This is a genomic window from Pseudomonas sp. IPO3747, from assembly GCF_013385245.1.
GTDB classification, from domain to species: Bacteria; Pseudomonadota; Gammaproteobacteria; order Pseudomonadales; family Pseudomonadaceae; genus Aquipseudomonas; species Aquipseudomonas edaphica.
This window is the reverse complement of record NZ_JACAQL010000014.1, coordinates 82,611-107,811: the sequence shown is the minus strand read 5'-3', so window position 1 is coordinate 107,811 and position 25,201 is coordinate 82,611. Positions and strand designations below refer to the sequence as shown.

The following is a 25,201-nucleotide window of genomic DNA, read 5'->3' as shown; positions in this document are numbered from 1 at the left end:
GCGACAGAGTTCAGGATTTGCACAGGTCAGGAATTGAGTGCACCTGAATCCACCGCGGATTTCAGCGCCCTGGCGGCATCTTTGCCGGCAATGGCCGCAGCGTCGACGGTTTTGAACCAACGATCTTTTTCTACCTGATGCGTGGTGACCGTGGTCAGCGGTGGTTTGGCCCGCATAATGATCACCGCTTGAAACTCGCCATCTACTTCTCGCGCATCGCCATGGATGAAAAATTCGCCAATATCAAATTCCGTCACGTATAGCCTTCCCTTCAAGTTAACTGCATCAAGGTCACTGCACTGATGAACGCCGACACGCAAGGGGCAAACTTCAATGGACGGGCCAGTATGGCAGTTGTTGAAGGGCGACGGCGCAGTAAAGTCAGGCGGGTGACGAAACGATCGCAGCGTGAACCGCTTGCAGGTTGGCTTCAAGTTGTTGGGCCAATTCGCAAGCCTTGGAATGCGTGCTGCGAAAGCCTTTGATCCTGCCGCTGGTCACTTCAAGGATATGAAAGAAATTGCGTCCGGCCGGTACCACTTGGTAAAGAACGTAATTGGAGTACCCGTTGGGGTTATGTAAGCAGTAGTATTGGCGCTCGTCTGGACATGATGAACGAGTGCGCGATGACATAACGGCGTGTTGACGTGGTTGCATGCTCAGCTCCTGTCGATCGACCTTGTGGACTTACCAGCAGCGTTTCGAGTGGTTTTGAACCGGGTTGCTGTTTTAGTATTGTCGTCGGCAGCCGATGCCTGGTTCCATTCCGGGTGTTATGTAATGTGTAGGCTGTCGGAAATCGCGTTTTTAACCGGGTTATTCTCTGAAGTGGGTCGGTCCGAGTTCTCGGGCTGCTGAACCTGTGATTTGCTGTGTCGCCTGATGACCTTGCATAAGGTCCATCGTGCATCTGTGTACTAGTCTTATGGCGTGGCAGCAGGTTTCTTCAGTTTTTTTACGAATGTGTGATCGAGCCGTAACGGCCGTTTTTTTGTGCTGTCCGCTCTGGCGGTCAGCGCCTTTTTTGATGTGGGGGCGTTTCCTTGGCAGTCAGTAATCTGGATATGCACGCGTTATTCGTGCTGGGTGATTTGCGCGCAAAGTTGGTCAAGCAGTTTCAATCCCGTTTCGTTTACATCACTGAACAGACGCCGGAAGGCATTTACATCGCCGAGATCGATACTGAATCGGCGCTGGTCGTGGATGACAAACCGCGCCTGGAACTCAAGGTCGGCGACCATTTTCGTGCCGCCGTGTTGCCGAGCCGTGAAGGCGGCAAGTTCGAACTGAAGTTTCGCGACATCAAGTTGACGGTGTATGGCTTGGGCGATTACGCCTTTGTTTCGTCGACCGAAGGCCAGGGCATCGTGTTCAAGGAAGGCCACAGCGTGATGCTGGTGTTTGCCGCCAATGAACAATTGCAGGAAGGCTTGACCAAAACCCTCAAGGCCGTGACCGGCAAGGCCGCCAAGTGGCGCAAGGGTGAACTGGTGACGTTCAAGGCCAGTGAGTAACTGCTAAACGCCACGTGTATTCTTGCGCCTCCGGAACCTCTACTACAGTTGAGTTGACTTAACTATTCAGAGGCTTCGCGCATCCGCAGCAAAGCCGCCCGCTATGGCTGTGAAATTGCGAGGTGCAAAGGCATGAAAGGATTGAGAACCCTGGTGGTTGCGGCTGCGGCTGCGGCGTTGACGACCATGAGTCTGTCGTTGCCGGTATCGGCTGCGCAAACGCCGGTGCACTTTGCCGACCTGAACTGGGAAAGCGGTAGCCTGATCACCGAAGTGCTGCGCTTTATTGTCGAAAAGGGCTATGACCTGCCCACTGATACGTTGCCCGGTACCACCATTACGCTGGAAACCGCCCTGGCGAAAAACGATATCCAGGTGATCGGCGAAGAATGGGCCGGCCGCAGCCCGGTGTGGATCAAGGCCGAAGCCGAAGGCAAAGTCATCGGCCTGGGCGATACGGTCAAAGGCGCCACCGAAGGTTGGTGGGTGCCGGAATACGTGGTCAAGGGCGACCCGGCCAAAGGCCTCAAGCCGCTGGCGCCGGACCTCAAGACCGTGCAGGACCTGGCGCGTTACAAGGACGTGTTCAAAGACCCGGAGTCGCCCGGCAAGGGGCGTTTTCTTAACAGCCCGATCGGCTGGACCTCGGAAGTGGTCAACGCGCAGAAGCTCAAGGCGTATGGCCTGAACGACAGCTATGTGAACTTTCGCAGCGGCTCGGGTGCGGCGCTGGATGCGGAGATCGCGTCGTCGATCCGTCGTGGCAAGCCGGTGCTGTTCTACTACTGGTCGCCAACGCCCTTGATGGGCCGTTACAAGCTGATCCAGCTGGAAGAACCGCCATTTGACGCCGATGCCTGGAAGACCTTGACCGATGCAGACAACCCCAACCCACGGCCGACGCGCTCGTTGGCGTCCAAGCTGAGCATCGGTGTGTCGACACCGTTCCAGCAAGCGCAGCCGCAGATTGCCGAGTTCTTTACCAAGGTGCAGTTTCCGATTGAGCCATTGAATAAAGCCTTGGCGGCGATGAGCGAAAATCACACGGCGCCGCGTGACGTGGCGCAAGTGTTCCTCAAGGAACACCCTGAAGTGTGGAAGGCGTGGTTGACGCCGCAGGTGGCGCAGAAGGTTGAGGCGAGCCTGAAGTAACCTTCAATGTGGGAGCCGGGCTTGCCCGCGATGGCGGCGTGACAGTCAACTTATACAGGACTGACACACCGCCATCGCGGGCAAGCCCGGCTCTCACATTTGGTTCTCTATTCCAGGTTTAGAATCGGGTTTGTACCGCCAACTCAAACGTCCGTGGCGCGCCCAAATAGTAAGCCGGCGACGCATGCGCAAACTCTGCATACACCTCATTGGTCAGGTTACGTACCCGCCCGGTCACCGAGGTATGTGAATCCACTTTGTAACGCAGGAACGTGCCGAATAGCGTGTAGGCCGGCACCGTCTGGGTATTGGCATTATCGGCATACACCTGGGCCACATACCGCGCATCCACACCGCCTTGCCAGTCCTCGGCAACGTCATACGTCAGCCATACGTTGCCCACGCGCTTGGGCACGTTGGTGGGCGTATTGCCCTTGCGCGATACCACTGCGCCGCTGGCGATTTTCTCGTTGAAGTCATCGTACTCGGCGTCCACCCAGGCAAAGTTGCCTTCGGCCAGCAGCCGTGGCGTGATGCGTAACGAACTGGCCAACTCGATGCCCTTGGAGGTCTGCGCACCCACCGGAATGCTGTTGTTCGGGTCCAGCGGGTCGGTGACGGCAAAGTCCTTGCGCTCGATCCTGTAGGCGGCGACGGTGGCCGAACCGCGACCGTCGAGGTAGTCGAACTTGCTGCCGACTTCCCACTGTTTGCCGGTCGACACGTCGAACACTTGAGTGGTGGTGGAAGGTTGCTCCGCTGCGGTGCTGTATTGCACATACACATTGGCCGATGGGATGAACTGATACGTCAGGCCTACGCGGCCGGTGACCGGCTCCCAACTGCGCTTGAAGTGCCGTGGGTTGGTGGCGGTGATCACGCGATGGTTAGTCACATCCAGGTCGATGGCGTCGTAACGCAGTCCTGTGAGCAGCGAGAGTTTATCAGTGAGGCCCAAGCGGTTTTCCACAAACAAGGCTTTGGTGGTGACCTCGTTGGTCTTGTCTTTGACAAAGCCAGGCCGGGTGCCCGGAATGTCGTAGAAGTGCCCGGGGTTGTAGGCATTCGGGTCCACCGTGCTGTTGCCCGGCACATTCAACGGGTTATTGGTGGTGCTGTTGACCTTGTACTCGAAGCCGCCGGACCAGGTGGTTGACAGGCCGAACACACTGTCGTCATGGCGCAGCTCGAACTGGTTGCCGTGCTGTTCGCCCTGATGGCGTACCTGGTAGGCGGTCGAGCGGTTCACCGCGCTGTTGTCGGCGTTGTAGTGGTAGGTTTCCAGGTTGCGGTAGTCACGCTGGCTGTCCAGGTGATACAGCGTGTTTTTCAGTGTGGTGCTGTCGTTGATCCGGTAGTCGATGATCGAACGCATCCAGATCGTGCGTTGCTCGTAACGACCATCGGCGACGTTGTAGTTGTTGAAGCGGTTGTGCTTGTCGATTTTCAACTCACCCGCCTTGGGGTTGAGCACCGGCGTGCCCCAATACGGGCTGTCCTCATGTTCATCCTGGTATTCCAGGGCCAGGGTGTGGGACAGGTTGGGGGTGAGGTCACTGAGCAAGGAGAACGCCAGGCTCCAGGCATCGCGCTGGTCGCGGTCGATGTAACTGTGGTTGGTGTTGCGGCTGACATCCAGGCGCGCGTAGTGCTGCACCTCGGCACCGGGTTCGGTCAGGGCATGGTTGAGGCCAAAGGCCATGCCGGCAGTGTCGTAGCTGCCATAGGTGAGCTGGCCTTCGGCGGCTTGTTCCTCGCGTGTGGCAAGCTTGGTCACGTAGTTCAGCGAGCCGCCCACTGAGCCGGCGCCGTTGATCAGGGAGGAGGGGCCGCCGACCAGCTCAACCCGGTCATAGATCCATGCATCCACCGGCCGCGCCAGGCCGGTGGCGACGTTGATGCCGTTGAACATCTGGGTGATCTGGCTGCTGGTAAAACCACGATAGGACACAAACCCGCCAAACCCCGGCGGCGCACTGGCGTTGACGCCGGGCAAGGTGTTGGCCGCATCGCGGAAGGTTTTTGCGCCATGGCGCTCAATGTCGTTGCGGTTGGCAATGGCCACCGACGCCGGGGTTTCGCGCACGCTTAAACCCAGGCGTGACGCCGTGCCGCTGGATTGGTCCAGGGCCAGGCCCGGTTCGCTGGTTTGTTCGCCATCAATGGTGGTGGGGGCCAGCTCGAGCGCCCAGCCACAGACAGGCAGGCAGCCGAACAGGCCCGCCAACAAGGGTAAATGTTTCATGGTTGAATCCTGAAAATCTTGGCTTGAAAACAACGCACAGTCCTCCGCAGTCCTAAAGGGAGCGGTGGTCGATGCAGATCAGAAAGCGCAGGGATCAGGCGAAAACGGGAGGCGCACGCGGGTTGGCCGTGGGCCAGGTGAAGCGGGCAGGAATATCAGCGGCAAGCACCACCGCTGGCGGCGGCGCGTGCGGTTGGGGCAACACCGCCACATTGAGGCTGGAACTGAGTGCCGGGCCCATGCCGCCGGTCGAACACAACGGGCAGCCGAACGCCTTGGACAGCGTTGGCAGCTTCTCGTCGGTGGAGTTGTTCTGTGCCGGCGCCTGGGTGCGCGGGTCTACCGTACAAAACTGGCCGCCGATGCCGTTGAGCTGCATGCCCAGCATCTGCCCATGTCCAATACTGCACGCGAACACATTGAACAGGACGCAGCAATACAGCATCCAGGCAATGAGTGAGCGGTCGGCACGGGCGATTTTCATGGGGTGGCACTTTACCATCATCCGCTGACGAAATGCCTACAAAAAATCTCAGGCCGACTATCCTCATTCGCACATTTAAGGGAGCGCCTGCCATGAGCTTTTTCGTCGCACGCTGGATCGTCGCGATTTTTACCTGCATCAGCATGGTGCATCTGTACTGGGCCGCCGGCGGCAAGCTCGGCAGCCTGGCCGCCATCCCCGAATTGCCCGGCGAGTTCGCCCAGGGGCCACGGCCGGCGTTCAAACCGTCGGCACTGGGCACGTTTCTGGTGGCGATGGGCTTGGTGGCGATTGCGTTGCTGGTGTGCCTGCGGGCCGGGTTGTATTTTTCGCCGGTGTCCCACGGCGCGCTGCAATGGGGCATCAGTGCGATTGCCTTGGTGATGTTCGCCAGGGCGATTGGCGATTCGGAACTGGTGGGTTTTTTCAAGAAAGTGAGCGGGTCACGATTTGCCCGTTTGGACACCTATTTTTATTCACCCTTGTGCCTGGTATTGGGCGCGGGTTTATTGATCGTGGCGTGGAACTGATAACAAAGCACACAAAAACCACATAGCCAACAAAACCCACTTGACACGCCCCCAGGCTCGGGCGTTTATTGACGTACCCACCGGACTCATGTGCAGACGGCCCAGGATACTCAATGAACACAGACCTCTTGATGCCCACTGTGATCGACGCTGCCGAGGCCATTCGCGCGGGCACGCTGTCTGCGGTACACCTGGTCGAGCAAAGCCTGCACGCAACCGAAACCCACAATCCCACACTCAATGCGTTTGGCGACGTGTACGCCGACTCGGCATTGGCGCAAGCGCAAGTGCTGACCGAAGAGGCCAGGGCAGGGCAGTTGCGTGGCCCGCTGCATGGCGTGCCCTTTGGGATCAAAGACCTGTTTTCCACCGCCGGCCTGCGCACCACCCGAGGCTCGTTGACCGGCCTTGAGCATGTGCCCAGCCAGGATGCGCCGATCATTCGCCGCCTCAAGGACGCCGGTGCAATCATCCTCGGCAAAACCGCCACCACTGAATTCGGCTGGACCGGCGCCAGTACCTCGCGTGTGTTCGGCAACGGGCGCAATCCCTGGAACCCACAGCTCACCAGCGGTGGTTCCAGCTCCGGCTCGGCGATTGCCGTGGCGGCACGCATGGTGCCGGGCACGCTGGGTTCCGATGGCGGTGGGTCGGTGCGCATTCCGGCGGCGTTCTGCGGGGCGTTCGCCATGAAAGGCTCCCTGGGCCGCATTCCGACCTGGCCTTGGTCGGCCACCGAAATGCTCAGCCATGCCGGGCCGATCACGCGCACGGTGCGCGACAGCGCTTTGTTGTTCGACATCCTTTCCGGGCCGGATCCGTTGGATCATCAGGCCTTGCCCGCATTGACCGAATCCTGCCTTGCGCGCTGCGACCAGCCACTGGGGCCGCTGCGGGTGGCGTATTGCACGACATTGTTCAATACCCCGGTCGACCCGATCATTGCCGCTAGCGTCGAAGCCGCCGTGTACAACCTGGCGGAACGCTTGCCGGTCACCGTGACCACCTTGACGCTGGACTGGCAGGACCCACTCGCCACATTCGAAACCTTGTGGGTCGGCGGACGCGGCATTGCCTACGGCAAAGCCCTGGCGGATCGCCTCGACCAACTGGACCCAGGCTTTGCCGCGCTGATCCAGCGCGCGGGCGATTACGACCTCGGTGACTACCTCAAGGCCGTGCAACAACGGGCGCACTTCGCCAACCAGGTGCACGCGCTGTTCAACGACTATGACGTGTTGCTGCTGCCCACCCTGCCAACCCTGCCGTTCGCCGCCGACCAGGTCGCGCCCGAAGGCTGGCCGGGCGCGGACGGCGCGGTGCCCTGGGCACGTTGGACGCCCTTTACCTACCCGTTCAATATCACCGGCAACCCCGCTGCGAGCCTGCCTTGCGGCTTCAGCCCGAGCGGCTTGCCGATTGGTTTGCAAGTGGTCGGCCCGCGCTTTGCCGACGCCCAGGTGTTGCAGTTCTGCGCCGCAGTAGAAGCCATTGCGCCTTGGGACCAGCACCTGCCGCCGCTGTTGTTGTAGTGCCTGATTGCCCCGTGGAGCCGGCTCGTTAGAGGCCTGCCCTGGACAGATCCTTTTGTAGTGTTTCTGCCCTTTCACACCCCGATGAGTGAGAGGTAAACGTGACCCGATCAATCGCCGTCAGTCGTCCTTTGCCCCCCGCCGGACCGGTGCATGCCGCGTACCGTGGTGGGCGCAAAGCGCGCGATACTGACGGCTCGAATTTGCCTTGGAATGCATCCTTTATGCTCAATCAGCCGCGTCTCGACGAAATCATGCTCATGCTCACCCAACATCAGCGCGTCAAGGCGTCGGACCTGGCGCAAGCGCTGTTCGTCAGCGAAGAAACAATTCGCCGCGACTTCAAATACCTGGAGGAGGCCGGCAAGTTGCGTCGCATCCATGGCGGCGCGATCTTGCCCAGGCTTAACGAAGAGCAACCGCTGCAAGTGCGCACCCGCATCAAGGCCCAGGCCAAGACCCGCATGGCAGTCTGTGCTGCCAAACTGGTCAGCGAGGGCATGGTGCTGTTTCTCGATACCGGCACCTCGACCCTGGCCCTGGCCCAGCAATTGATTGGTTTCAGCCAACTGCGCATCATCACCAACTCGCTGGACATCGCGCAGTTGATCACCCAGCAAAGCAGTAATCAGGTGCTGGTGGTGCCCGGTGATGTGCGCCGTAATGACAATGCGCTGATCGGCGCCCACACCCTGGAATTTGTCCGGCAGTTTCACTACGACATCGCCTTCATGGGCATCGGCGCGGTGGACTTGCAGCTGGGCTTCATGGACTACCAGGAGCCCGAGGCGCTGCTGCGCCGCACCCTGACCCAACATTGCCTGCGCAGCGTCATCCTCGCGGACGACGCCAAGTTCGGCCATCGCACGTTCATCAACACACTGCCGTTCAGCGCCATCACCACTTTGGTCACCAATCGCCCTCCGTCCGCGGAGTTTGCGACCTGCCTGGAGCACGCCCATGTCGACATCCTTTACCCCTGAGTGGCTGTCTCCCAGTGAGGCGGACGTCGAGGCCTTCGAGACGCTGTTTCGCGACAGCTCAGCCATCGGTGCGACACCGGCAGGTGGTTTGCACCGCCTGGCCGCATCGGCCGAAGACGGTGCGGTGCGCGACCTGTTCAGCGCGTGGCTGCGTGAACGCGGTTTCGAAGTGCACGTAGACGCCATCGGCAATCTGTTCGGGCTGATCACCTTCAACCCGGACGCCCCCTATGTGCTGTGCGGCTCGCACTTGGACAGCCAGCCCAGCGCGGGGCGTTTCGACGGTATCTATGGGGTGTTGGCTGGCGCAGTCGCCATCGCCAGCCTGGCGCGCCAACTGCACGAGCGCGGCGAAACCCCGGCGTGCAACCTGGCGGTGGTGAACTGGACCAACGAAGAAGGCGCGCGCTTTCAACCCAGCCTGATCGGCAGCAGCGTGTTTACCGGCGACCTGGCCCTGCACGAAGCCTGGGAATGCCGCGATGGCGACGGCATTCGTCTCAAGGATGCGCTGCAAGCGATCGGCTATCTGGGGGACGGCCTGGTTGAACTGGATGTGGCCGGTTATGTGGAAATCCACGTTGAACAAAGCGACGGTCTGGAAAGCCAAGGCCTGGACATCGGCGTAGTGCGTGAAACCTGGGCGGCGCTCAAGCAGCGTATCCGTTTCGACGGCGAACAGAACCACACCGGCCCAACCCCGATGGCCGCCCGCAAAGATGCCTTGCTCGCGGCGGCGCATGCGATAACCACCGTGCGCGCCGAAGCGGACGTGCACGGGTTGCAGTTTCACAGTTCGGTAGGGCGCCTGGAAATTTACCCCAACTCGCCGAACGTGGTGCCCTCGCGCGTCACCTTGCATGTGGAGTACCGCTCGCCGGACACAGCATTGCTGGCGGTTGCCGGTTATCGGCTGGATGCCAGCCTCAAGGCCGTCGCTGCATCGACCGCCACCACATACGAAGTCGAAAGCCGCGCCCTTCGTGCGCCCATCGCGTTACACCATGGTTTTGCCGAATTGGCCTACGGCGTCGGTCAACAACTGGGGCTGGCGGTCGGCAACACTGTCACGGTCTCCGGCCACGACGCCATTAGCCTCGGCCGGCATTACCCGGCATGCCTGTTGTTCATTCCGAGCAGCAACGGCGTGTCCCATAACGAGGCGGAACTCACCCATGACCGCGACATGCGCACCGGCCTGCAGATGCTGACCGCGCTGCTGCATTGCGCCTGTACTTCCCCCAACGCTTACCGGTGAGGGACGCCATGTCCAACTGTTCCTACGCACTGTCGCGCCTGATGGGCGCCCTGGAGTCCGCCGGCCTGTCTGCCCATGTCGAGGTCTCGGACGGCACTGCCGGTATCGCCTCGCCGATACGCCTGGCCACCGAGTGGACCGGCTTTCACCTCACGGCGCCCTGGGGCCAGTGCTACGCCAAAGTGCTGCACGACGATATGCGTGCGCTGATCGACATCGAGCGCACCGGCCGCGCCACCCAACTGGCGGCTGACTGTGACGTGACCCCCGGCGTGCGCCTGGTGGATGTGGCTGCCGGCGTGCTGCTGCTGGATGCCTTGCCGGCCCACGAGTGGCGTTGGGCACGGCTCGATGAGTTACTGCAACCCCAGCGCCTGCAAGCGCTGTGGGCCTTGAAGCGGCAGTTGCACGTCGGCACCTCACCGGGCTTCAACCGTTCGCCGTTGCAGGATATCCAGCACCTGCGTGAGTTGTGCAGCCGTGACGGCGTGGGCCTGCCCGCTGATCATGGGTGGATTGAAACCTGCATCGATCTGGCCTGGACCGCGCTGCAATTGAGCCCTGGCACCTGCGTGCCCTTGCACGGCGACGGGCTGGCGAGCAATGTGATGATCGGCCCCGGCGGCGCGTTGCAATTGATCGACTTCGACTACGCTGGTTGCTTTGACCCGTGGTACGACGTGGCCGTCAGCCTAAACGAGTTGTATGCCTTTGAAAGCCAGTGGCGTGACGGCATCAAGGCCTGGGCCGGTGAGTGTCGCGAGTGCGATTACGCCCGCTGCCGCCTCTATGCGCTGATCAATGATTGGTATTGGACGCTGTGGGGCTTGTGGGTCGGCGCGACCTCAACGCGGCCCCTGGAGTTCTCCAAGGTGGGGCAGTGGACCTTGCTGCGCTGCCGGCAGAGCTTGCAAGACCCGCGATTTGAAAGTTGGTTACGGCAGGTACAGGAGGGGCAGGCATGAAAGCAATGGGTGAGGCCTGTACGCCTCAAGAATGCCAATTGGAGGCGGCAGTGCGCGGCGTCCGCGATTGGAGCGGTTCGGGCATTCGTTACGAGCCGGTCAGCGGCGGGATCTCCAACAGCAACTGGCGGGTCGAGGTCAGCGGGCTCGACACCGCCTACTTCTTCAAAGTGCCCGGCGCCGGCACCGAGATGTTTATCGACCGGCGCACCGCCCATGACGCCAGCGTCAAGGCCGCGCAAACCGGCTATGGTGCGCCGGTGTTTGCCTTCCTCGAAGAGTTTGGCGTTGAAGTTTTCGAGTTTATGGAAGGCTGGCGAGCCTCTTCGAATCAGGACTTTCTCGACCGCGATGTGCGCCATAACGCCCTGCATGCGCTGAAAGCGTTCAACGACCAGTCGCCGCTGTGCCAGACCAAAACCGTGTTCGACATGATTGCCGAGCATCAGCGCCAGGTCGAAGAACTGCAGGGCTGCACGCCCAGCGATGATGCCTGGCTGCGTCGCCAATGTGACCGGGCGCGTGGCGCGTTGCAAGCGTCGGGCATCGACTTGGCGCCGTGCATGAACGACACGTTGGCGGGTAATTTCATGCTCAATGACCGCCGCCAGATTCGCCTGGTGGACTTTGAGTACGCCTCCAATAACGACCGTCATTACGAGCTGGCGCTGTGGTTTGGCGAGATGTTCTTCACCGACGAAATGGAACTGGCGCTGATCGAAGATTATTTCGGCCAGGTCACCCCGCAACGGCTGGCGCGGATCAAGTTGCACAAGGCCCTGGCCGACATCAAATGGTCGACCTGGGCGATGGTCCAGCACGCGGTGTCGCAGTTGGATTTCGACTTCTACAAATACGGTGCCTGGAAGCACATGCGCGCACGTAGCGTGATCAATGATTCGCAATGGGAAACCTGGCTAAGACAGGCCTGAGCCTGCGCCAGCACAATAACGACGAGTCACCCTGTAGCTCCTTTGGCGCTGGTTTGCGCTGACGTTTCACTGCTTGATTTTTTGATTGATCACACAACAAACCGATCCAGAAATTCAAGGAGCACCCTCCATCATGAAACCCGCAAGCGCGTCACCCGCACGCCTGAGAAACCAGATCTTTGGCGCCTACTTCTTCCTGTTGTTGATGCTGGCGTTGTTCCCGCCGTTTTATTTGAGCGTGAGTGGCAGTCGCGCCTTGGTGGTAGGCATCCCGCTGCCGATTTTCTATTGGATCGCCATTGCCGTACTCGCCGCGCTAGGGGTGTGGGGGTTGTATCTGGCCGAGCTCAAGGCCGGTGACATTCCTGACGAGGAGGGCGTGTGATGATCAGCACCAGCAGCGATGCCCACTTGTTCATTACCTTCGGTGTGATCGGCCTGTTCCTGGCCGGGATGATCGCCGTGCTCTATGCCACCAACCGCGAAAGCACCAGTTTTTCCGACTACGCCGTTGGCGGGCGCTCTTACGGGCCGTGGTATATCGCCATGTGCTACACCAACTCCTGGTGGCCGGGCTCGACCTTCACCGCGTTTTTTGCCCTGAGCGTCGGCGGCGCCCTGGGTTTCTACGGCATGGTCTATGCGACCCTGGGCGTGACCGCGATGTACCTGATGGCCAGCCGCGCCTGGACCTGGGGCAAACGCTTCAACCTGCGCACCCAGCCGGACCTGCTGGGCATGCGCTTCGACAGCCCGGCGGTAAAACGGGTCGCCTCGATTATCGGCATCATCTCGGTGTTTCCATGGGTGGTGATGGGCATCCAGGCCCTGGCGATGCTGTTCCAGTTCGCCAGCTTCGGCCGTTGGGGCGTCACCACCTGCCTGTTTGCAGGCGTGGCGGTGGTACTGATCCGCCAATACTGGACCGTGAGCATGGGCATGCGCGGGTTGATCATGACCGATATGTTCCAGGGCCTGATCGCCTACGTGGTGTGCGCCGGGGTCTGCGTGTTCCTGCTGTTCGGCGATCAGGCAGCGTTTTCCAACCTCTCGCAATTACCGGAAAAAATGCTGCAAATTCCCGGCGCCGCCGGCACCGGTTATGGCCCGATGTACATGTTCAGCCTGATCTTCACCGGCGTGATCGGCTCGATGTGCTGGCCGATGAGCTTCCAGCGCATCTACACCGCCAGCGGCGTGCGCGCGGTGAAAAAGGGCACGCTGTACACCATGCTGTTGGTGGGCGGGTTCTACGGCATTCTCATGCTGTTCGCCGCCGCCATCAGCCAGGACCCCAACGTGCTGGCCCACCCGCAACAAGGCTGGTTCCTCTCGCTGTTCGACATTGGCGGGCCATGGCTGCTGGCGCTGGCCATCGTCATCGTACTGGCCGCCAGCATCGGCCACGTCGACGGCTGCGTGCAGGTCTGCGGCACCCAGTTTGCCAACGACCTGGCCACCTGGAACACCCCACGCACCGACCGCCAACTCACCTTACTGGCCAAGGCCGGCATGGTGGTGTTTATCGTCGCCGCCTCGGTGCTGGCCTACCTGACCTTTGATTATTCGCGCCTGCAATTACTGGCGCAGATCTCCTACCAGGGCATCATTCAACTGGCCGTGCCGCTGTTCTTCGGCATTTTCAGTCGCCGTGGCAACAAACAGGGCGCTATTGCCGGCATGTTGGCGGGGATTATGGTGGCGATTGTACTGACCACGCTGTACCCGGATGACATTCCAGCGCTTGGGTCGTTGACCAGCGGGATTGTGGGGCTGGTGGTGAATGCTGCGATTTTTGTGGTGTGCGCGCTGATGATCAAGCCGAGCGCGGTGGAGCAAGCGCGGGTGGAGGGGTTGTTTGAGATGGCCGCGAGTGGGCGTGGGGTGCAGGTGGGGGCTGCGCCGGTTATGAGTTGAAAATGGAACGGGGCTGCGGGTTGTGGCCCCGGTTTGAGCGTTTGACTTAGGTGGACTCAAATATGTGTTGGGTAAAGTTGAATTGCGGTAGCGCTGAGTTCAACAAATCCTGATTTCTGAGGTATGGGACCATCCAACTCAATTAGGATTATTGAATCACCGAGCTTTAATGCTACACATCCTTCTTCGTCAGCTTGGACCAGCTCGGCGGTTATTTGGATGAGGCTGTTCTCCATTTTGATTTTTGAAGATTTTTCAGCGGTTGGCTTCACGTTTATATTCCATGAGAAAGCCTCCTCAAAATCAAACTCAACGTCGATAATTTCACCGATTTTTGGCGCAGTATCGCTCCATAGTGCAGTGCCATCTCCGAAGGATGAATGGAATTTTACGTGCAATACGTTCAGATAGGAAAATGTATCGATCACTACAATTTTCATGTTTTTTCCGAGTGGGAGATTGCCGGTTTTCGTGTGAGTGTTTTGGTAATGATTCGATTTTCTTGCATTCGGCATCAACCCTGTCTGTTTAGCACTGTAGTCGTTTGCAATTACGATAAAAATGGGTTCGTCATAAAAATAAAGCTGTTACTGGCGCTGTTTGCAGCTTGGTTGTGCTGCTACCTGTGCCAATACATGTGATGGTTTAAAAAAAGAAATACAGCCCGGTGTTGTTGTCAATTGCCAGTTTGTTGAGTTTGATTATTTTTCTTGCCAGCTCTTGGTTTTCGGGTATTGAATGATTTTCTAGTATATATAGTGATTTTTTGAGGTCTTCATTGGTGTTGATGCTCTCGTCTTCATAATCGTCGATCATCTTTCCAAGCGAATTGTTGATTTTGTCGATAACCCCTGATCCCATTAACTGCTGATATTCTGTATGGGTCAGGGGGCAATTCGCCAATAACGAGATTGGGCATTCGTCAGTGTCTAATAGAATCATCGCTTCTTTAGTCAAAGGCGTGCAGATAAGTTTCACTTTTCTATACTCTTGTTGAAGTGAGTGGCTTCGTTGTATTCACTCTGTGTTCTGCCCATTTGCTTTCCCGAAGGGGATAATTTGTTGTTTGGTACTATGCCTTCCAGACTGAGATAACGTCTTGATCCCGGGAGTGAAGGGTCGTGTATTCTAAAGTATCCACCACTTAAATCTTCTACTATTTCAATGCCGTCAGATGGGTTTTTATATATTTTTTTACCTTTGTGCGTCGTTGTAGTAACTGGGTTTGAACCCGCAAATTTGATGATACTTTCATTTAGATCGGCCGTTTTCCAGTTGCCTGAGTATTTGGCCGCCCGTTGTGCGCCCCCTGTTTGGGGTAGTTCAACATCTCCTTCGTCTGTTTTGGCGAACTTGGGTGGACTGCTAGCTGCAACAGCTGGATCACAGTTGCCTGCGCCAGGGCAAGTATTTAGCCCCAGCGGATCCACCCACCCCGTAGGGTTGGGCACATACTGGTACGCGTTAATCCCACCCGCCAGCTTCACAGGGTCCGGCGTCAGGTAACGACCAATATCCGGATTGTAGTAGCGATGACGATTGTAGTGCAGCCCGCTTTCGGCATCAAAATATTGGCCCTGAAAACGCAACGGGTTATCGATTTTTCTTACGTCTAGGCGGGCGATTTCACCGTAGGCGCGGTAGTGCGCGGACCAGACGATTTCGCCTTCGGGGTTTGTCAGTTCCTGTGGCGTGCCGAGGTGGTCGAGTTGGTAGTGGAAGGGTTTTGTTTCTTGTGGGCCAAAGCCTTCCAGCAGTACCAGCGGGCGAAAACTATCTGGCTCGTAGATATAGCAGCGATGCCGATCCGCGTGGTGTTCAGCTACCAGCTTATCGCCTTGCCAGAAAAACTCCGTGGTTATGTCGTTAACGGTTTTGCTGATCCGCCGACCAAACGGGTCATAGCGATAGCTGGCGGTTTGCCCGCTTGGTTGAGTAATACCCACCAGCCGATGCTGGCAGTCGTAGCGGTACTCGGTGACGAGCTTATGACCCTTGCCACGCCGCTGGCGGATCAAATTACCGAAGGCGTCGTAGTCATATTGATGATCGCCCTGGATCATCAACCGATTCCCCGCCACGATGTCCGGGCCTGGGCGGTCTTGCATGAGCAGGTTGCCAGCCGGGTCGTGGCCGAAGCGTTCCTGTACGTCTTGCGAGTGGTCGGCGCGGGTCAGGCGGGCGAGGGGGTCGTAGTGGTAGTGGTGTTCGCCTTTGCGGGTGTCGAGCAGGCGGGCGAGGTTGCCGCTTTTGTCGTAGTCGTATTGGCGTTGGTAAAGGGTGTGTTGCTGTTGGCTGACCGCGTGGGTGTGCAGGCGGTTTTGGTCGTCGTAGTGGTAGTGGCTGAGGAGCTGGCCCTGCTGGCGTTGGTGTTCGCGGCCGGTCTTGAACAGATGGGAGGTGAGGGTTTTGCCGTTCAGTTCGACGGTGGAAAGGTAGCCGCCTTTGTCGTGGTTGAACACCAGCCGGTTATTGTCCGGGAGGCGCAGGTTTTTAAGTTGGCCGCAGGCATCATAGCCGTAACGCAAGGTGCCCCAGCCCTGGTGTTCGGCGGTGAGGCGGTTTTGTGGATCGTACTCGTAGGCCAGCGCCCAGTGGCCGTCGTCGACGCTTAGGAGGTTGCCTTGGCGGTCGTAGGTATAGTCGACAATATTGCCGTCTGGCAGGGTTTTTCTTACGAGGCGCCCGGCGTGGTCTCGCTTGTAGCGGGTAACGAGCTGACTGCCGTCGTCGCCGTGTTCGGTTTTTTCCGCCAGGTTGCCGTTGAGGTCATACACGTAAGCCGTGCGCTGGCCGTCAAAGCCGATTTCCTGCTGGATCAGGCCGTTGGGGTGGTAAGCGAGTCGGTAGGTTTCGCCCACCTCGTTTTCGATCGAGGTCAGCAGCAAACGCGCATTGTCGTAGCGATACTTAACGTGGGTGCCATCGGCGTTGATACGGCGGCTGATCAGGTGCAGGCCGTCGGCGTATTCGTAGCGGGTGACGTGGGTAAGTTCGTCGTGTTCGGCGGTGATTTTTCCGTAGGCGTTGTAGCTGTATTCGCGCGTCGCGCCGCCTGGAAGGGTCAGTTTTCGCAGGCGCCCGGCAGCGTCCCGTTGGTACTGTGTGAGCTTGCCGTGCTCATCTTCCCGCGTGATCTGACGACCAAGATCGTCATAGCGATAACGCTTGCTACCCCCATTGGGCAGCAACTCCTCAAGCAACTGCCCACGCTCATTCCAGACCAGCCGATGGCAACTGTTATCGGGAAACCAAACCCCCGTCAGTTGCCCATATTTGTTGTAGCTATAGTCCGTGATATTGCCGTCAGGATCGGTCTTGCGAATGACGTCGCCCTGATCATTGCGCTCATATTTCCAGACGGCGAGACCACGCCTTACGACCCGTACGAACCCGTTGTCATGCTCGTAGGACGTCGGCTCATCATCCCCCGGAAACAACGCCACCAAGCGTCCGGCTTTGTCGTACTGATACGCCGTCACCGCCCCAAGCGGGTCCTGCTCTACGGTCAGCCGGCCCTTGTCGTCATAGGATTTGAAGTGTTCAGCGCCGTCCGGATCAATGCGCTGCACCAGCCGCGCACGGTCATCATGAACATACACTTCCCGGCTGCCATCAGCGTTATGCACCGTGACACGGCCGTCATCCCCCCAGGCATACCGCGTATCCATCTGCGAAAAGCTGGCCCAATGCCGAACACACCGCGCCGCCTTGCCAGCCCGTTCCCATTCCCAAAAGAAACTCGCCCCACCGGCCAGCCCGCGCTCAAGAATGACGTGCTGCTCGTCGTACCGATAAACCTCGCTTTCGCCTACCGCATTGGTTGCAGAAACCAGTCGGCCAAGGTCGTCATAGGCGTAGGAAACAATGCTCTGCTCGGTCACCCACTCAAACGGCTCATGCCCTTTGGCCCGATGAACCTGATAGTCCACCGCCACAATGCGGCCCGACTCATACCGCAAAAACAGCGAGCGACCCACACCGTTATCCAGCCGCTCAACCCGCCCCAAACGATCGCGGAAAACCCGCAACCGGTTGTCATATGCATCGCTGATGGCTGTCAGCACACCCTCTTGAAAGTGGTAGAACCGCGACGCCTGGGCCAGCACCAGTTCATCGGGCAATTCACCCAAATAGATCGCCGCTTCAGCCAAGCTATTGGTAATCGCCGGTCGAGCAGCGGAGGGCAGCACAAACTCAGTACGACGGTTCTCATGATCCGTCCACACCACCGAATCACCGGAAACACAAAGCCGTTGCGCCAGCGAATGGCTCCAGCCAAACCCCAACCCGTAATCCACTTCCACCGCGCTGGTGCGATACAGCCGTGTCCATTCAAACGGCAGGACCCCATCCAACGTGCCATCGGTAAGGGTCAGCAGTTCCTCGCCGGTGACCATCGACACCGGGCAGCCGTTGGTAACGGTTCTGTCGGCTGGAGCCGCAGCATCGCCATTAAGGTTCTTGCCCGAAGCAGGCACGTCATCAACGTGTTCTTTTTGCTTAACCACCGCGTTTTGCCGCGCCCGCCAGCGCATCTGCAGCGTGCCTTGCTTCAACCCGCCAACCACTCCGCGAACCGCCACCGCCTTGTAACGGTCCACCGCCTGCATGAATTTGGTCAGCATCCCGAGCAGGCTCCTGACAAAACCCACAGCGGCATCCAAAATCCGCGCGCCATACTTGGCCAGCCGCAAGCCGAGATAAGCCACGCCCGCCGCCGGCAACGCGATGGTCAGTACTGCGCCGATCACCAGATCAATCAGCAGCGACACTACAAACCCTGCCGCCGTTTCCGCGATTTCGCCGGGTGGCAGTGCGTCCAGCCAGAGCATCGCGGTGCGCAGGATCAGGTACAGCGCGGCCTCGTCGCTGGCCAATAACATGGCCTGTTCCATGACCTTGGGCGCATCGGTGGCCAACTGCGCCAACCTGGCGGCCTCGGCGCCGAGTTGCTCAGCAAATTTCAGCGGGTCTTCAAGAATCGCCTGAACCAGCTTGATGCTGCCCCATACATCGCGGATTGCCGCCCAACTGCCCGCCAGCACGCCGTTGCCAATCGCGCTGGCGGTCGATTGTTGCCAGTACGGTTTGAAATCTTTCCACTGCTCGCGCAGCCAGTGCTCCAGGTCGGCCGTCAGCCCTGCGTAAGAGGCAAACAGCGCGTCCACTTGCTGCGCAGAAACGCCGCCCTGCACCCGCACCTGATAGCGCCCGCCAGCGGCGCAAAAATGCGAACCCTTGCCATGTTCATCGAGCATGACAAGCGTGGAACTGCCGTCATCCAGCCCGACAACCTCCACCGGGATATCGCCGATCGGCACGTCATACACTGATTCGAACAAGCTCTGGATTTTAAGCTCGCCGCCCGCCGGGCACAGGGCCACGGTGGAAAACCCCATGTCAGTAATACTCACGGACTGTTGCGCATCGCCAACCCGCAGCACACGGTCCATCCCCAACAGCGACGGCATGTCGGCAGCATGGCTGAGCGTATCCAACGCCCGCGCATACCATGCGCCCACCTGCTGGCGATACTCCGCCAGGCTCCGATGAAAGCCGTTGAGCTCATGTTCGATAAAGGCGATGTGGGCAGCGTTGGTCATCCGTGACGTCTCGGCAAAAAATGGCAAGGCGTCGGAGTCTGCTGCAGGAAAAAGCCGCTGGACGAATGGTTGGAAAAATCAGAATGGGATGACGCAGCACGGGTAAAAACCGCGAAAAACTATCCCGAAGGACTACGCAAAAAAGCGACCCGGCTCATTGCAATAAAGTCATGCAAATAAAAATTACTCTCATCCTTGCCCGATTTGGCGACATGGCCGTCATGGTTAATAGAACCTCCATTACGCAGGATTTCCCATGTCGCGCCTTGCTCGTCCCTTGCACCCACTGGCCCTGTCGGTGGCGATGGCTTTTGCCGCTGTGCCGTTGTTCGTCGTCCAGCCATTGTTTGCCGAAGAAACCGGCAGCGCGTTGCGCCGTTTTTCGGTTCCCGCGGGTGATTTGAGCCAATCCCTCAATCGTCTCGCCGAGCAGGCCGGGCTGGTACTGGCGTTTGATGCAGGCTTGACGCGCGGCAAGCACAGCAACGGTGTGAGCGGGCAATACGACACCGACGTGGCATTGGCGCAATTGCTCGCCGGCAGTGGCTTGCAGGCCATCAAGATCTCCGCCGACCGCTATCGCCTCGAAGCGCTCCCGAACGATGGCGGCGCCATGCAGTTGCAGGCCACCACCATCAGCGGCGCCTACCAGAGCGAAAGCCCCACTGGGCCGGTGGCGGGTTATGTCGCCACCCGCAGCCTGTCGGGCACCAAGACCGATACCGCGCTGATCGAGACGCCGCAGTCGATTTCGGTGGTCACCAAGGACCAGATGCGTGCGCAAAACGCCGAAAGCCTCAACCAGATCCTGCGCTACAGCGCCGCCGTGGTGCCGGAGACCCGTGGGGCCACGGCTTCGCGCCTCGACCAACTGACTATCCGTGGCTTCGCCCCGGCAACCTACCTCGACGGCCTGCGTATGCCATCGAGCCGAGATGCCTTGCCGCAAAAAGACGCCTTCGACCTGGAGCGCGTCGAAGTGCTGCGCGGGCCGGCCTCGGTGCTGTACGGGCAGGGCACGCCAAGCGGGGTGATCAACATGGTCACCAAACGCCCGCTGGACACGCCGTTTCATGAAGTCGGCGTGGAATACGGCACCTTCAACAAGAAGCGCACTACCTTTGATTTAAGCGGCCCGATTGATGATCAGGGTGTGTATGCCTATCGCGTGGCGGGGTTGTTCGATGACGCCGATGGCCAGGTCGACCACACCGAAACCCGCCGCCAGTCGCTGTCCAGTGCCTTCACCTGGCGCCCGGACGATGCTACCTCGCTGACCTTGCTTGGGCATTTTCAGAAAGACCCGAAGGGCGCGTCCTACGGGTCGGTGCCAGCCTGGGGCTCGGTGCTGCGCAGCCCTACGGGACGCAAGATCGATGTGGACTTCTATGACGGTGAAAAGAACTTCGAAAAAAGCGACCGCGAGCATTACTCCCTCGGCTATGCCTTCGAACATCACTTCAACGACGTGTGGACGGTGCGCCAGAACGCCCGTTACCTGCGCGCCGAGGGCGTCTATCGCAGCATCTATAACAGCTACCTGATGGGCGACTACCGCACCTCCAAGCGCTCGACCATCGCTGCCGATGTGGACATGGATGCCTACACCCTCGATAACCAGGTGCAGGCCAAATTCGACACTGGTTCGTTGCAGCACACGCTGTTGATGGGGCTCGATTACCAGAACACCCGCACCGACACCAAGACCGGTTATGGCAGTGGCCCGAACCTGGATATCTTCGATCCGGCCTACGGCGCGCCGGTCACCACACCCGCGTTCATCACCGACGCGACCTCGCGCAGCGAGCAGACCGGTGTTTATCTGCAAGAGCAAATGAAGTGGGGCCAATGGGTGTTGTTGCTGGGTGGTCGCTATGACTGGGCCAGCACCGACAGCACCACCAAAACCATCAGCTCCGGAGCCAAGAGCAAGTCGTCGCTGGACAGCAAGGCGTTTACCGGACGGGTCGGCCTGGTTTACCTGTTCGATAACGGCCTGGCGCCGTATGCCAGCTATGCGGAGTCGTTCAACCCGCAATCGGGCACGGGTTACGGCGGTTCGGTGTTCAAGCCGACCGAAGGCAAACAGTATGAAATCGGCATCAAGTACCAGCCGCCTGGCAGCAACAGCTTCATTACGGCGGCGATTTTCGACTTGCGCCAATCCAACGTGCCGACCATGGATCCGGACCCGACGCACCTGTGCGGCAGTGGCCGCTGCCAGATCCAGGACGGCGAGCAACAGTCCCGTGGCTTTGAACTGGAAGGCAAGGCCAGCCTCAACGACAACCTGAACATTACCGCGGCTTACGCCTATCTGGACAACCGCGCGAGCAAATCCAACAGTACCGTTCGCTACGCGCCGATCAGCGATGTCGGCACTGGGCCGGCGATTGCCGTTGAGGGCACCACCACCTACGGCGTGCCACGCCATACGGCCTCGGCGTGGGCCGACTACACCTTCCACGACGGCCTGCTCAAGGGCTTCGGCGTGGGGGCCGGCGCGCGGTATGTGGGCTCGTCCTGGGGCGATACCGCCAACACCCTGAAGGTACCGGGCTACACCTTGATGGATGCGGCGCTGCACTACGACATCCCGAATATCGCCAACCCCAAAGACAACCTGCGCCTGGCGCTGAACGCGACCAACCTGGCAAACAAAGAATACGTGGCCTCGTGCTACTCCTATTCGTGGTGCTGGTATGGCTCGCAGCGCACCGTGCAGGCGAGTGCCACTTACCAGTGGTAATCGGCACCCTTTAGGGTGATCCGTTTTTTGTGGCGAGCGAGCTTTTGTGGCGAGCGAGCTTTTGTGGCAAGCGAGCTGTTGTGGCGAGCGAGCTTGCTCGCGCTGGGCTGCGCAGCAGCCCCAAAACCTGACACTTGGGTACACCTGAAGTACACGGTCATCCGGTCAAGGGGCCGCTGCGCGCCCCAGCGCGAGCAAGCTCGCTCGCCACAGTCGCTCGCCACAGGGTTTGCCGACATCTATTAGGTAAATGTTTACCCAGGAAGGCAATTTAATGGCCCCTTTGTAACAAAATCCCCGCCAAAATCACTTTTATTTTCAGGTGGTTAGATGGGGATGCAAATGCGCACTGTTGGAATGATGCTGATCGCCTGTTCCCTGGCTGGCGGCGCGGCGAGCGTGCAGGCCCGAGAGTTGCGCGAGGGTGACAAGTACATGTGCAGTTGGGGCGCAGGCACTGCCGCCAGGGCACAGGAACTCAAGCTGTCGGGTGTGTCGCTGTATGCCGCGCGGCAGAAGATCCAGACCATCAAGTTCAGCAAATCGTGGATGCGCATGATGGCCATGGGCATCACCGAGCAGACCTACGACAGCCGCTCACGGCTCAAGCCCGACGTCATCCGCCAGAGTTTTTACCAGGACTGCCTGCGCTACAAAGTGGCGCGTAAATGATCCAGGACTATTTTGCACCGGTCAGTGCAAAATCTGCGTAAGCCTGTCCAACTTTGCCTTGGCGCTGCTGGCCATACTGGCGCCAGGTAAACCAAGAGGCACAGGCCATGACTGATTACGTATTCCCCCCCGCGCCAACCCCATCCCTGGCCGTACAGGGCAGCGACGCACGTTTCCCGCTGCGCCGCGTGTTCTGCGTGGGCCGCAACTACAGTGAACACGCCCGTGAAATGGGGCATGACCCGGATCGCGAACCGCCATTTTTCTTTATGAAACCGGCTGATGCAGTGGTGCCGGCCGAAGGCGTGATCGCCTACCCGCCGCTGACTGCCGACCTGCACCATGAGGTGGAGCTGGTGGTGGCCATCGGCAAGGGTGGGGTGGATATCAGCCCTGAAGCCGCTTTGTCTCACGTATGGGGATATGGCGTCGGTATCGACTTGACCCGTCGCGACCTGCAGGCCGAGGCGAAAAAGCTCGCGCGTCCGTGGGATTGGGGCAAGTCGTTCGATGAATCGGCGCCCAGCACCGCCTTGCAACCTGCGAGCGTTATCGGGCACCCGGCCAGCGGCAAGATCTGGCTCAAGGTCAATGGTCAGCAGCGCCAGGTCGGCGACTTGGCTGACCTGATCTGGTCGGTGAGTGAAATCATCAGCTACGCCTCAAAATCCGTAGCACTCAAGGCCGGTGACCTGATCTTTACCGGCACCCCGGCAGGCGTCGGCGCGTTGCAGCGTGGGGATGCGGTTACCGCTGGCATCGAGGGCATCGGCGAGTTGAGTTTCACCCTCAGCCAGGGTTGAGGCTAAAGTGGTGCCCAGGCCATTCGAGAGACTGTTATGCCAGGCACCCGCGTCACCACCTATGGCATGGAACAACGCAGCGACCGCCCCGACTTCTATATCCGCGACAAGCGCGGGCGGGCGGCGCTGACCAGCCCGCACCGGCATGAATACTTCCAGATCCAGATCAACCTGGGCGGCGACACCGTGCAACATATCGGCGGCGCGGTGCGTCCGTTCCCGCACAAAGCCATGGCGTTTATCCTGCCCCATCGCCTGCATGTGATTCCCCACCCGCAAGACGGCGAGTTCATGCTGATCAACTTCAGCCAGGCGTTCTTCCTGCCGCAGTTGACCTGCGACCCGCTGGACCTGGAAGACATCCCCATCAGCCAGGCGCCGGAGCTGTCACCGTTCCGTTTTCAGGAGCACCTGGACTTCATCCTTGACGACGCCGACTTTGAACAAGTGCACATCTGGCTCGGCCATATGCGCACCCTGGACGCCCAGCGCACTTTCGGCGCACGTGAGCGCTTGAAGGGCTACTTGTTCCAACTGATCGGCCTGGTTTGCCAGCAGTACGCCGAACCCTTGCAGGCGTTTGCCGCCAATAACACCACCCGACGCGGACGCAAAGACGCCTTGGCACGGGTGCACGGCTATATCCGCGAGCATCTGCACGAGCCGGGCCTCAATCTTACTGACGCTGCGGCCGCTGCGTTCCTGTCACCCAACTACCTCACCCATTTGCTGCGCAAAGAAACCGGCAAACCCTTTTCTCAGTGGGTGCTCGACCGCCGCATGCAATTGGCGCGCACCTTATTGCTCAACACTGCGCAATTGATAGGTGCAGTTGCCCTGCGTTGCGGGTTTACCGACGAGGCGTACTTTTCCCGCTGCTTTCGCAAGGCCCATGGCCTGGCGCCGGGGCAGTTTCGGCGTCAACAACAGGCAAAACCCCTGTAGTCGAGCGCCTTCTCTTACAAATCCACGACAATCTGTGTGTTTCTATTTACATACAATTGCGTGCATCCACGGAGGAGGCATCTATGCAAAACCCTATTCGGCTGGCGACGCTGGCGGATATCGACACGTTGTTCGCCATTCGCACGGCCGTGGTGCAGAACCACTTGAGCCGTGAGCAGATGGCGGATCTGGGCATTACGCCACAGGTGCTGGCGGACAGCATCCGTGAAGCGCCGTGCGTGTGGCTGGCAGAAGTGGAGGGCCAGCCGGCGGCTTTTTCGATGGTCAACTTTGACAGCGGCGAGGTATTTGCGATGTTCGTATTGCCCGCCTACGAAGGCCGGGGTTTGGGCCGCCAACTGATGGCGGTGGCTGAAGCCGCACTGTTTGAGCACCACCCGACGCTGTACCTGATCACCGACGGGCGCGGTGAAATCCGCGCCAACGGGTTTTACCAACGGCTGGGCTGGACGCAGGTGGGCCGGGTCGAGGGCGATGATGTGCGGTATGAAAAGAGCAGGGCACCTTAAATCATGAACCCGGCAGAACCCCCGTCCACCAACGGCCTTCGCTATGCGACGATCGGGGTTGCGTGCGCCGCGGTGCTGCTCGGCATCTTGTTTATGCGCTTCAATGCTCAGGTTGACCTGGAACGGGAAGAGGCCGCCGAACGCTTGGCGCTGTGCCAACATCTTGAAAGTGTGGCCCGTGCCACTTCGACTACCAGTCTGGAATCGCTTGAGGCCTGTAAGCAACTCAGAAAGCGTTACAGCGAGAGTGCCGCGCCGTGATAAGCAATAACCCTATTTGAACAATGGATATATAGCCACTAAGTGATAAGGGCTATATCGGTTTATTGCACCAAAAAGTGGCACTTGCTGACTTGGCTACCTTAAAAATCATGTGGTTATTGA

Annotated in this window: 23 protein-coding genes; 16 read left to right on the top strand and 7 right to left on the bottom strand. The window is 59.3% G+C overall.

All coding sequences use genetic code 11. The features are described 5' to 3' along the window. Window positions 1-26: 26 nt before the first annotated feature. Together HX790_RS18955 and HX790_RS18950 are read right to left on the bottom strand one after the other, a co-directional pair. The gene (locus HX790_RS18955) at window positions 27-257 is read right to left on the bottom strand and encodes a hypothetical protein (protein ID WP_026013642.1); all 231 of its coding nucleotides are present in this window, start codon (window positions 255-257) and stop codon (window positions 27-29) included. A 124-nt stretch (window positions 258-381) separates the two neighbouring features. Beyond that, window positions 382-657 carry a hypothetical protein gene (locus HX790_RS18950; protein ID WP_017136432.1) on the bottom strand — a complete coding sequence of 92 codons (276 nt, stop codon included), beginning with the start codon at window positions 655-657 and terminating at the stop codon, window positions 382-384. 407 nt (window positions 658-1,064) lie between these two features. Between HX790_RS18950 and HX790_RS18945 the strand changes: the two genes are divergently transcribed. Both HX790_RS18945 and HX790_RS18940 read left to right on the top strand, forming a co-directional pair. Continuing rightward, window positions 1,065-1,514 (top strand): hypothetical protein, encoded by a 450-nt coding sequence (locus tag HX790_RS18945; RefSeq protein WP_050547738.1) that lies wholly within the window; start codon window positions 1,065-1,067, stop codon window positions 1,512-1,514. A 132-nt stretch (window positions 1,515-1,646) separates the two neighbouring features. Further along, a complete protein-coding gene (locus tag HX790_RS18940; RefSeq protein WP_017136434.1) occupies window positions 1,647-2,666 on the top strand; it encodes an ABC transporter substrate-binding protein in 1,020 nt (339 codons plus the stop codon). A gap of 118 nt (window positions 2,667-2,784) precedes the next feature. Here HX790_RS18940 and HX790_RS18935 read toward each other — a convergent pair whose 3' ends face one another. Together HX790_RS18935 and HX790_RS18930 are read right to left on the bottom strand one after the other, a co-directional pair. After that, complete coding sequence (locus HX790_RS18935; protein WP_176991918.1) at window positions 2,785-4,911, bottom strand: TonB-dependent siderophore receptor; 2,127 nt, start codon at window positions 4,909-4,911, stop codon at window positions 2,785-2,787. 94 nt (window positions 4,912-5,005) lie between these two features. Next, the gene (locus HX790_RS18930; protein ID WP_169987729.1) at window positions 5,006-5,395 is read right to left on the bottom strand and encodes a DUF2946 domain-containing protein; all 390 of its coding nucleotides are present in this window, start codon (window positions 5,393-5,395) and stop codon (window positions 5,006-5,008) included. A 92-nt stretch (window positions 5,396-5,487) separates the two neighbouring features. Between HX790_RS18930 and HX790_RS18925 the strand changes: the two genes are divergently transcribed. The 8 genes from HX790_RS18925 (at window position 5,488) to HX790_RS18890 (ending at window position 13,512) form a co-directional block, all read left to right on the top strand. After that, complete coding sequence (locus HX790_RS18925; protein WP_017134614.1) at window positions 5,488-5,925, top strand: DUF3995 domain-containing protein; 438 nt, start codon at window positions 5,488-5,490, stop codon at window positions 5,923-5,925. 131 nt (window positions 5,926-6,056) lie between these two features. Then, the gene (locus tag HX790_RS18920) at window positions 6,057-7,457 is read left to right on the top strand and encodes an amidase (RefSeq protein WP_176991938.1); all 1,401 of its coding nucleotides are present in this window, start codon (window positions 6,057-6,059) and stop codon (window positions 7,455-7,457) included. A 224-nt stretch (window positions 7,458-7,681) separates the two neighbouring features. Next, window positions 7,682-8,440 carry a DeoR/GlpR family DNA-binding transcription regulator gene (locus HX790_RS18915; protein WP_017134612.1) on the top strand — a complete coding sequence of 253 codons (759 nt, stop codon included), beginning with the start codon at window positions 7,682-7,684 and terminating at the stop codon, window positions 8,438-8,440. After that, a complete protein-coding gene (locus tag HX790_RS18910; protein WP_169987731.1) occupies window positions 8,418-9,698 on the top strand; it encodes a M20 family metallo-hydrolase in 1,281 nt (426 codons plus the stop codon). The genes HX790_RS18915 and HX790_RS18910 overlap by 23 nt, the downstream gene beginning before the upstream one ends. 8 nt (window positions 9,699-9,706) lie before the next feature. Continuing rightward, a complete protein-coding gene (locus HX790_RS18905) occupies window positions 9,707-10,663 on the top strand; it encodes a phosphotransferase family protein (RefSeq protein ID WP_017134610.1) in 957 nt (318 codons plus the stop codon). After that, window positions 10,660-11,595, top strand: a complete 936-nt coding sequence (locus HX790_RS18900) for a choline kinase family protein (protein WP_017134609.1) — start codon at window positions 10,660-10,662, stop codon at window positions 11,593-11,595. The genes HX790_RS18905 and HX790_RS18900 overlap by 4 nt, the downstream gene beginning before the upstream one ends. A 133-nt stretch (window positions 11,596-11,728) precedes the next feature. Then, a complete protein-coding gene (locus HX790_RS18895; protein ID WP_017134608.1) occupies window positions 11,729-11,980 on the top strand; it encodes a hypothetical protein in 252 nt (83 codons plus the stop codon). After that, complete coding sequence (locus HX790_RS18890) at window positions 11,980-13,512, top strand: sodium:solute symporter (RefSeq protein WP_176991917.1); 1,533 nt, start codon at window positions 11,980-11,982, stop codon at window positions 13,510-13,512. The genes HX790_RS18895 and HX790_RS18890 overlap by 1 nt, the downstream gene beginning before the upstream one ends. 56 nt (window positions 13,513-13,568) lie before the next feature. Here HX790_RS18890 and HX790_RS18885 read toward each other — a convergent pair whose 3' ends face one another. From HX790_RS18885 to HX790_RS18875, 3 genes are all read right to left on the bottom strand, one after another. After that, entirely contained in the window at window positions 13,569-13,952 is a 384-nt protein-coding gene (locus HX790_RS18885) for a hypothetical protein (RefSeq protein ID WP_099550116.1), read from the bottom strand. A gap of 205 nt (window positions 13,953-14,157) precedes the next feature. After that, window positions 14,158-14,490 carry a hypothetical protein gene (locus HX790_RS18880; RefSeq protein ID WP_017134605.1) on the bottom strand — a complete coding sequence of 111 codons (333 nt, stop codon included), beginning with the start codon at window positions 14,488-14,490 and terminating at the stop codon, window positions 14,158-14,160. Continuing rightward, entirely contained in the window at window positions 14,487-19,118 is a 4,632-nt protein-coding gene (locus HX790_RS18875) for an RHS repeat-associated core domain-containing protein (RefSeq protein WP_176991916.1), read from the bottom strand. Before HX790_RS18875 ends, HX790_RS18880 begins: the two co-directional genes overlap by 4 nt. Window positions 19,119-19,374: 256 nt before the next feature. Here HX790_RS18875 and HX790_RS18870 point away from each other — a divergent pair, with 256 nt between their 5' ends. The 6 genes from HX790_RS18870 (at window position 19,375) to HX790_RS18845 (ending at window position 25,078) form a co-directional block, all read left to right on the top strand. Beyond that, the gene (locus HX790_RS18870; RefSeq protein WP_176991915.1) at window positions 19,375-21,867 is read left to right on the top strand and encodes a TonB-dependent siderophore receptor; all 2,493 of its coding nucleotides are present in this window, start codon (window positions 19,375-19,377) and stop codon (window positions 21,865-21,867) included. Between the two features lie 342 nt (window positions 21,868-22,209). Beyond that, a complete protein-coding gene (locus HX790_RS18865; protein WP_026013691.1) occupies window positions 22,210-22,539 on the top strand; it encodes a hypothetical protein in 330 nt (109 codons plus the stop codon). 107 nt (window positions 22,540-22,646) lie between these two features. Further along, complete coding sequence (locus tag HX790_RS18860) at window positions 22,647-23,342, top strand: fumarylacetoacetate hydrolase family protein (RefSeq protein WP_017136888.1); 696 nt, start codon at window positions 22,647-22,649, stop codon at window positions 23,340-23,342. A 36-nt stretch (window positions 23,343-23,378) separates the two neighbouring features. Continuing rightward, complete coding sequence (locus HX790_RS18855) at window positions 23,379-24,287, top strand: AraC family transcriptional regulator (RefSeq protein WP_017136887.1); 909 nt, start codon at window positions 23,379-23,381, stop codon at window positions 24,285-24,287. 83 nt (window positions 24,288-24,370) lie between these two features. Continuing rightward, on the top strand, window positions 24,371-24,817 hold the full coding sequence (locus tag HX790_RS18850) for a GNAT family N-acetyltransferase (RefSeq protein ID WP_017136886.1): 447 nt from the start codon (window positions 24,371-24,373) through the stop codon (window positions 24,815-24,817). Between the two features lie 3 nt (window positions 24,818-24,820). Further along, the gene (locus tag HX790_RS18845) at window positions 24,821-25,078 is read left to right on the top strand and encodes a hypothetical protein (RefSeq protein ID WP_017136885.1); all 258 of its coding nucleotides are present in this window, start codon (window positions 24,821-24,823) and stop codon (window positions 25,076-25,078) included. Window positions 25,079-25,201: the final 123 nt, after the last annotated feature.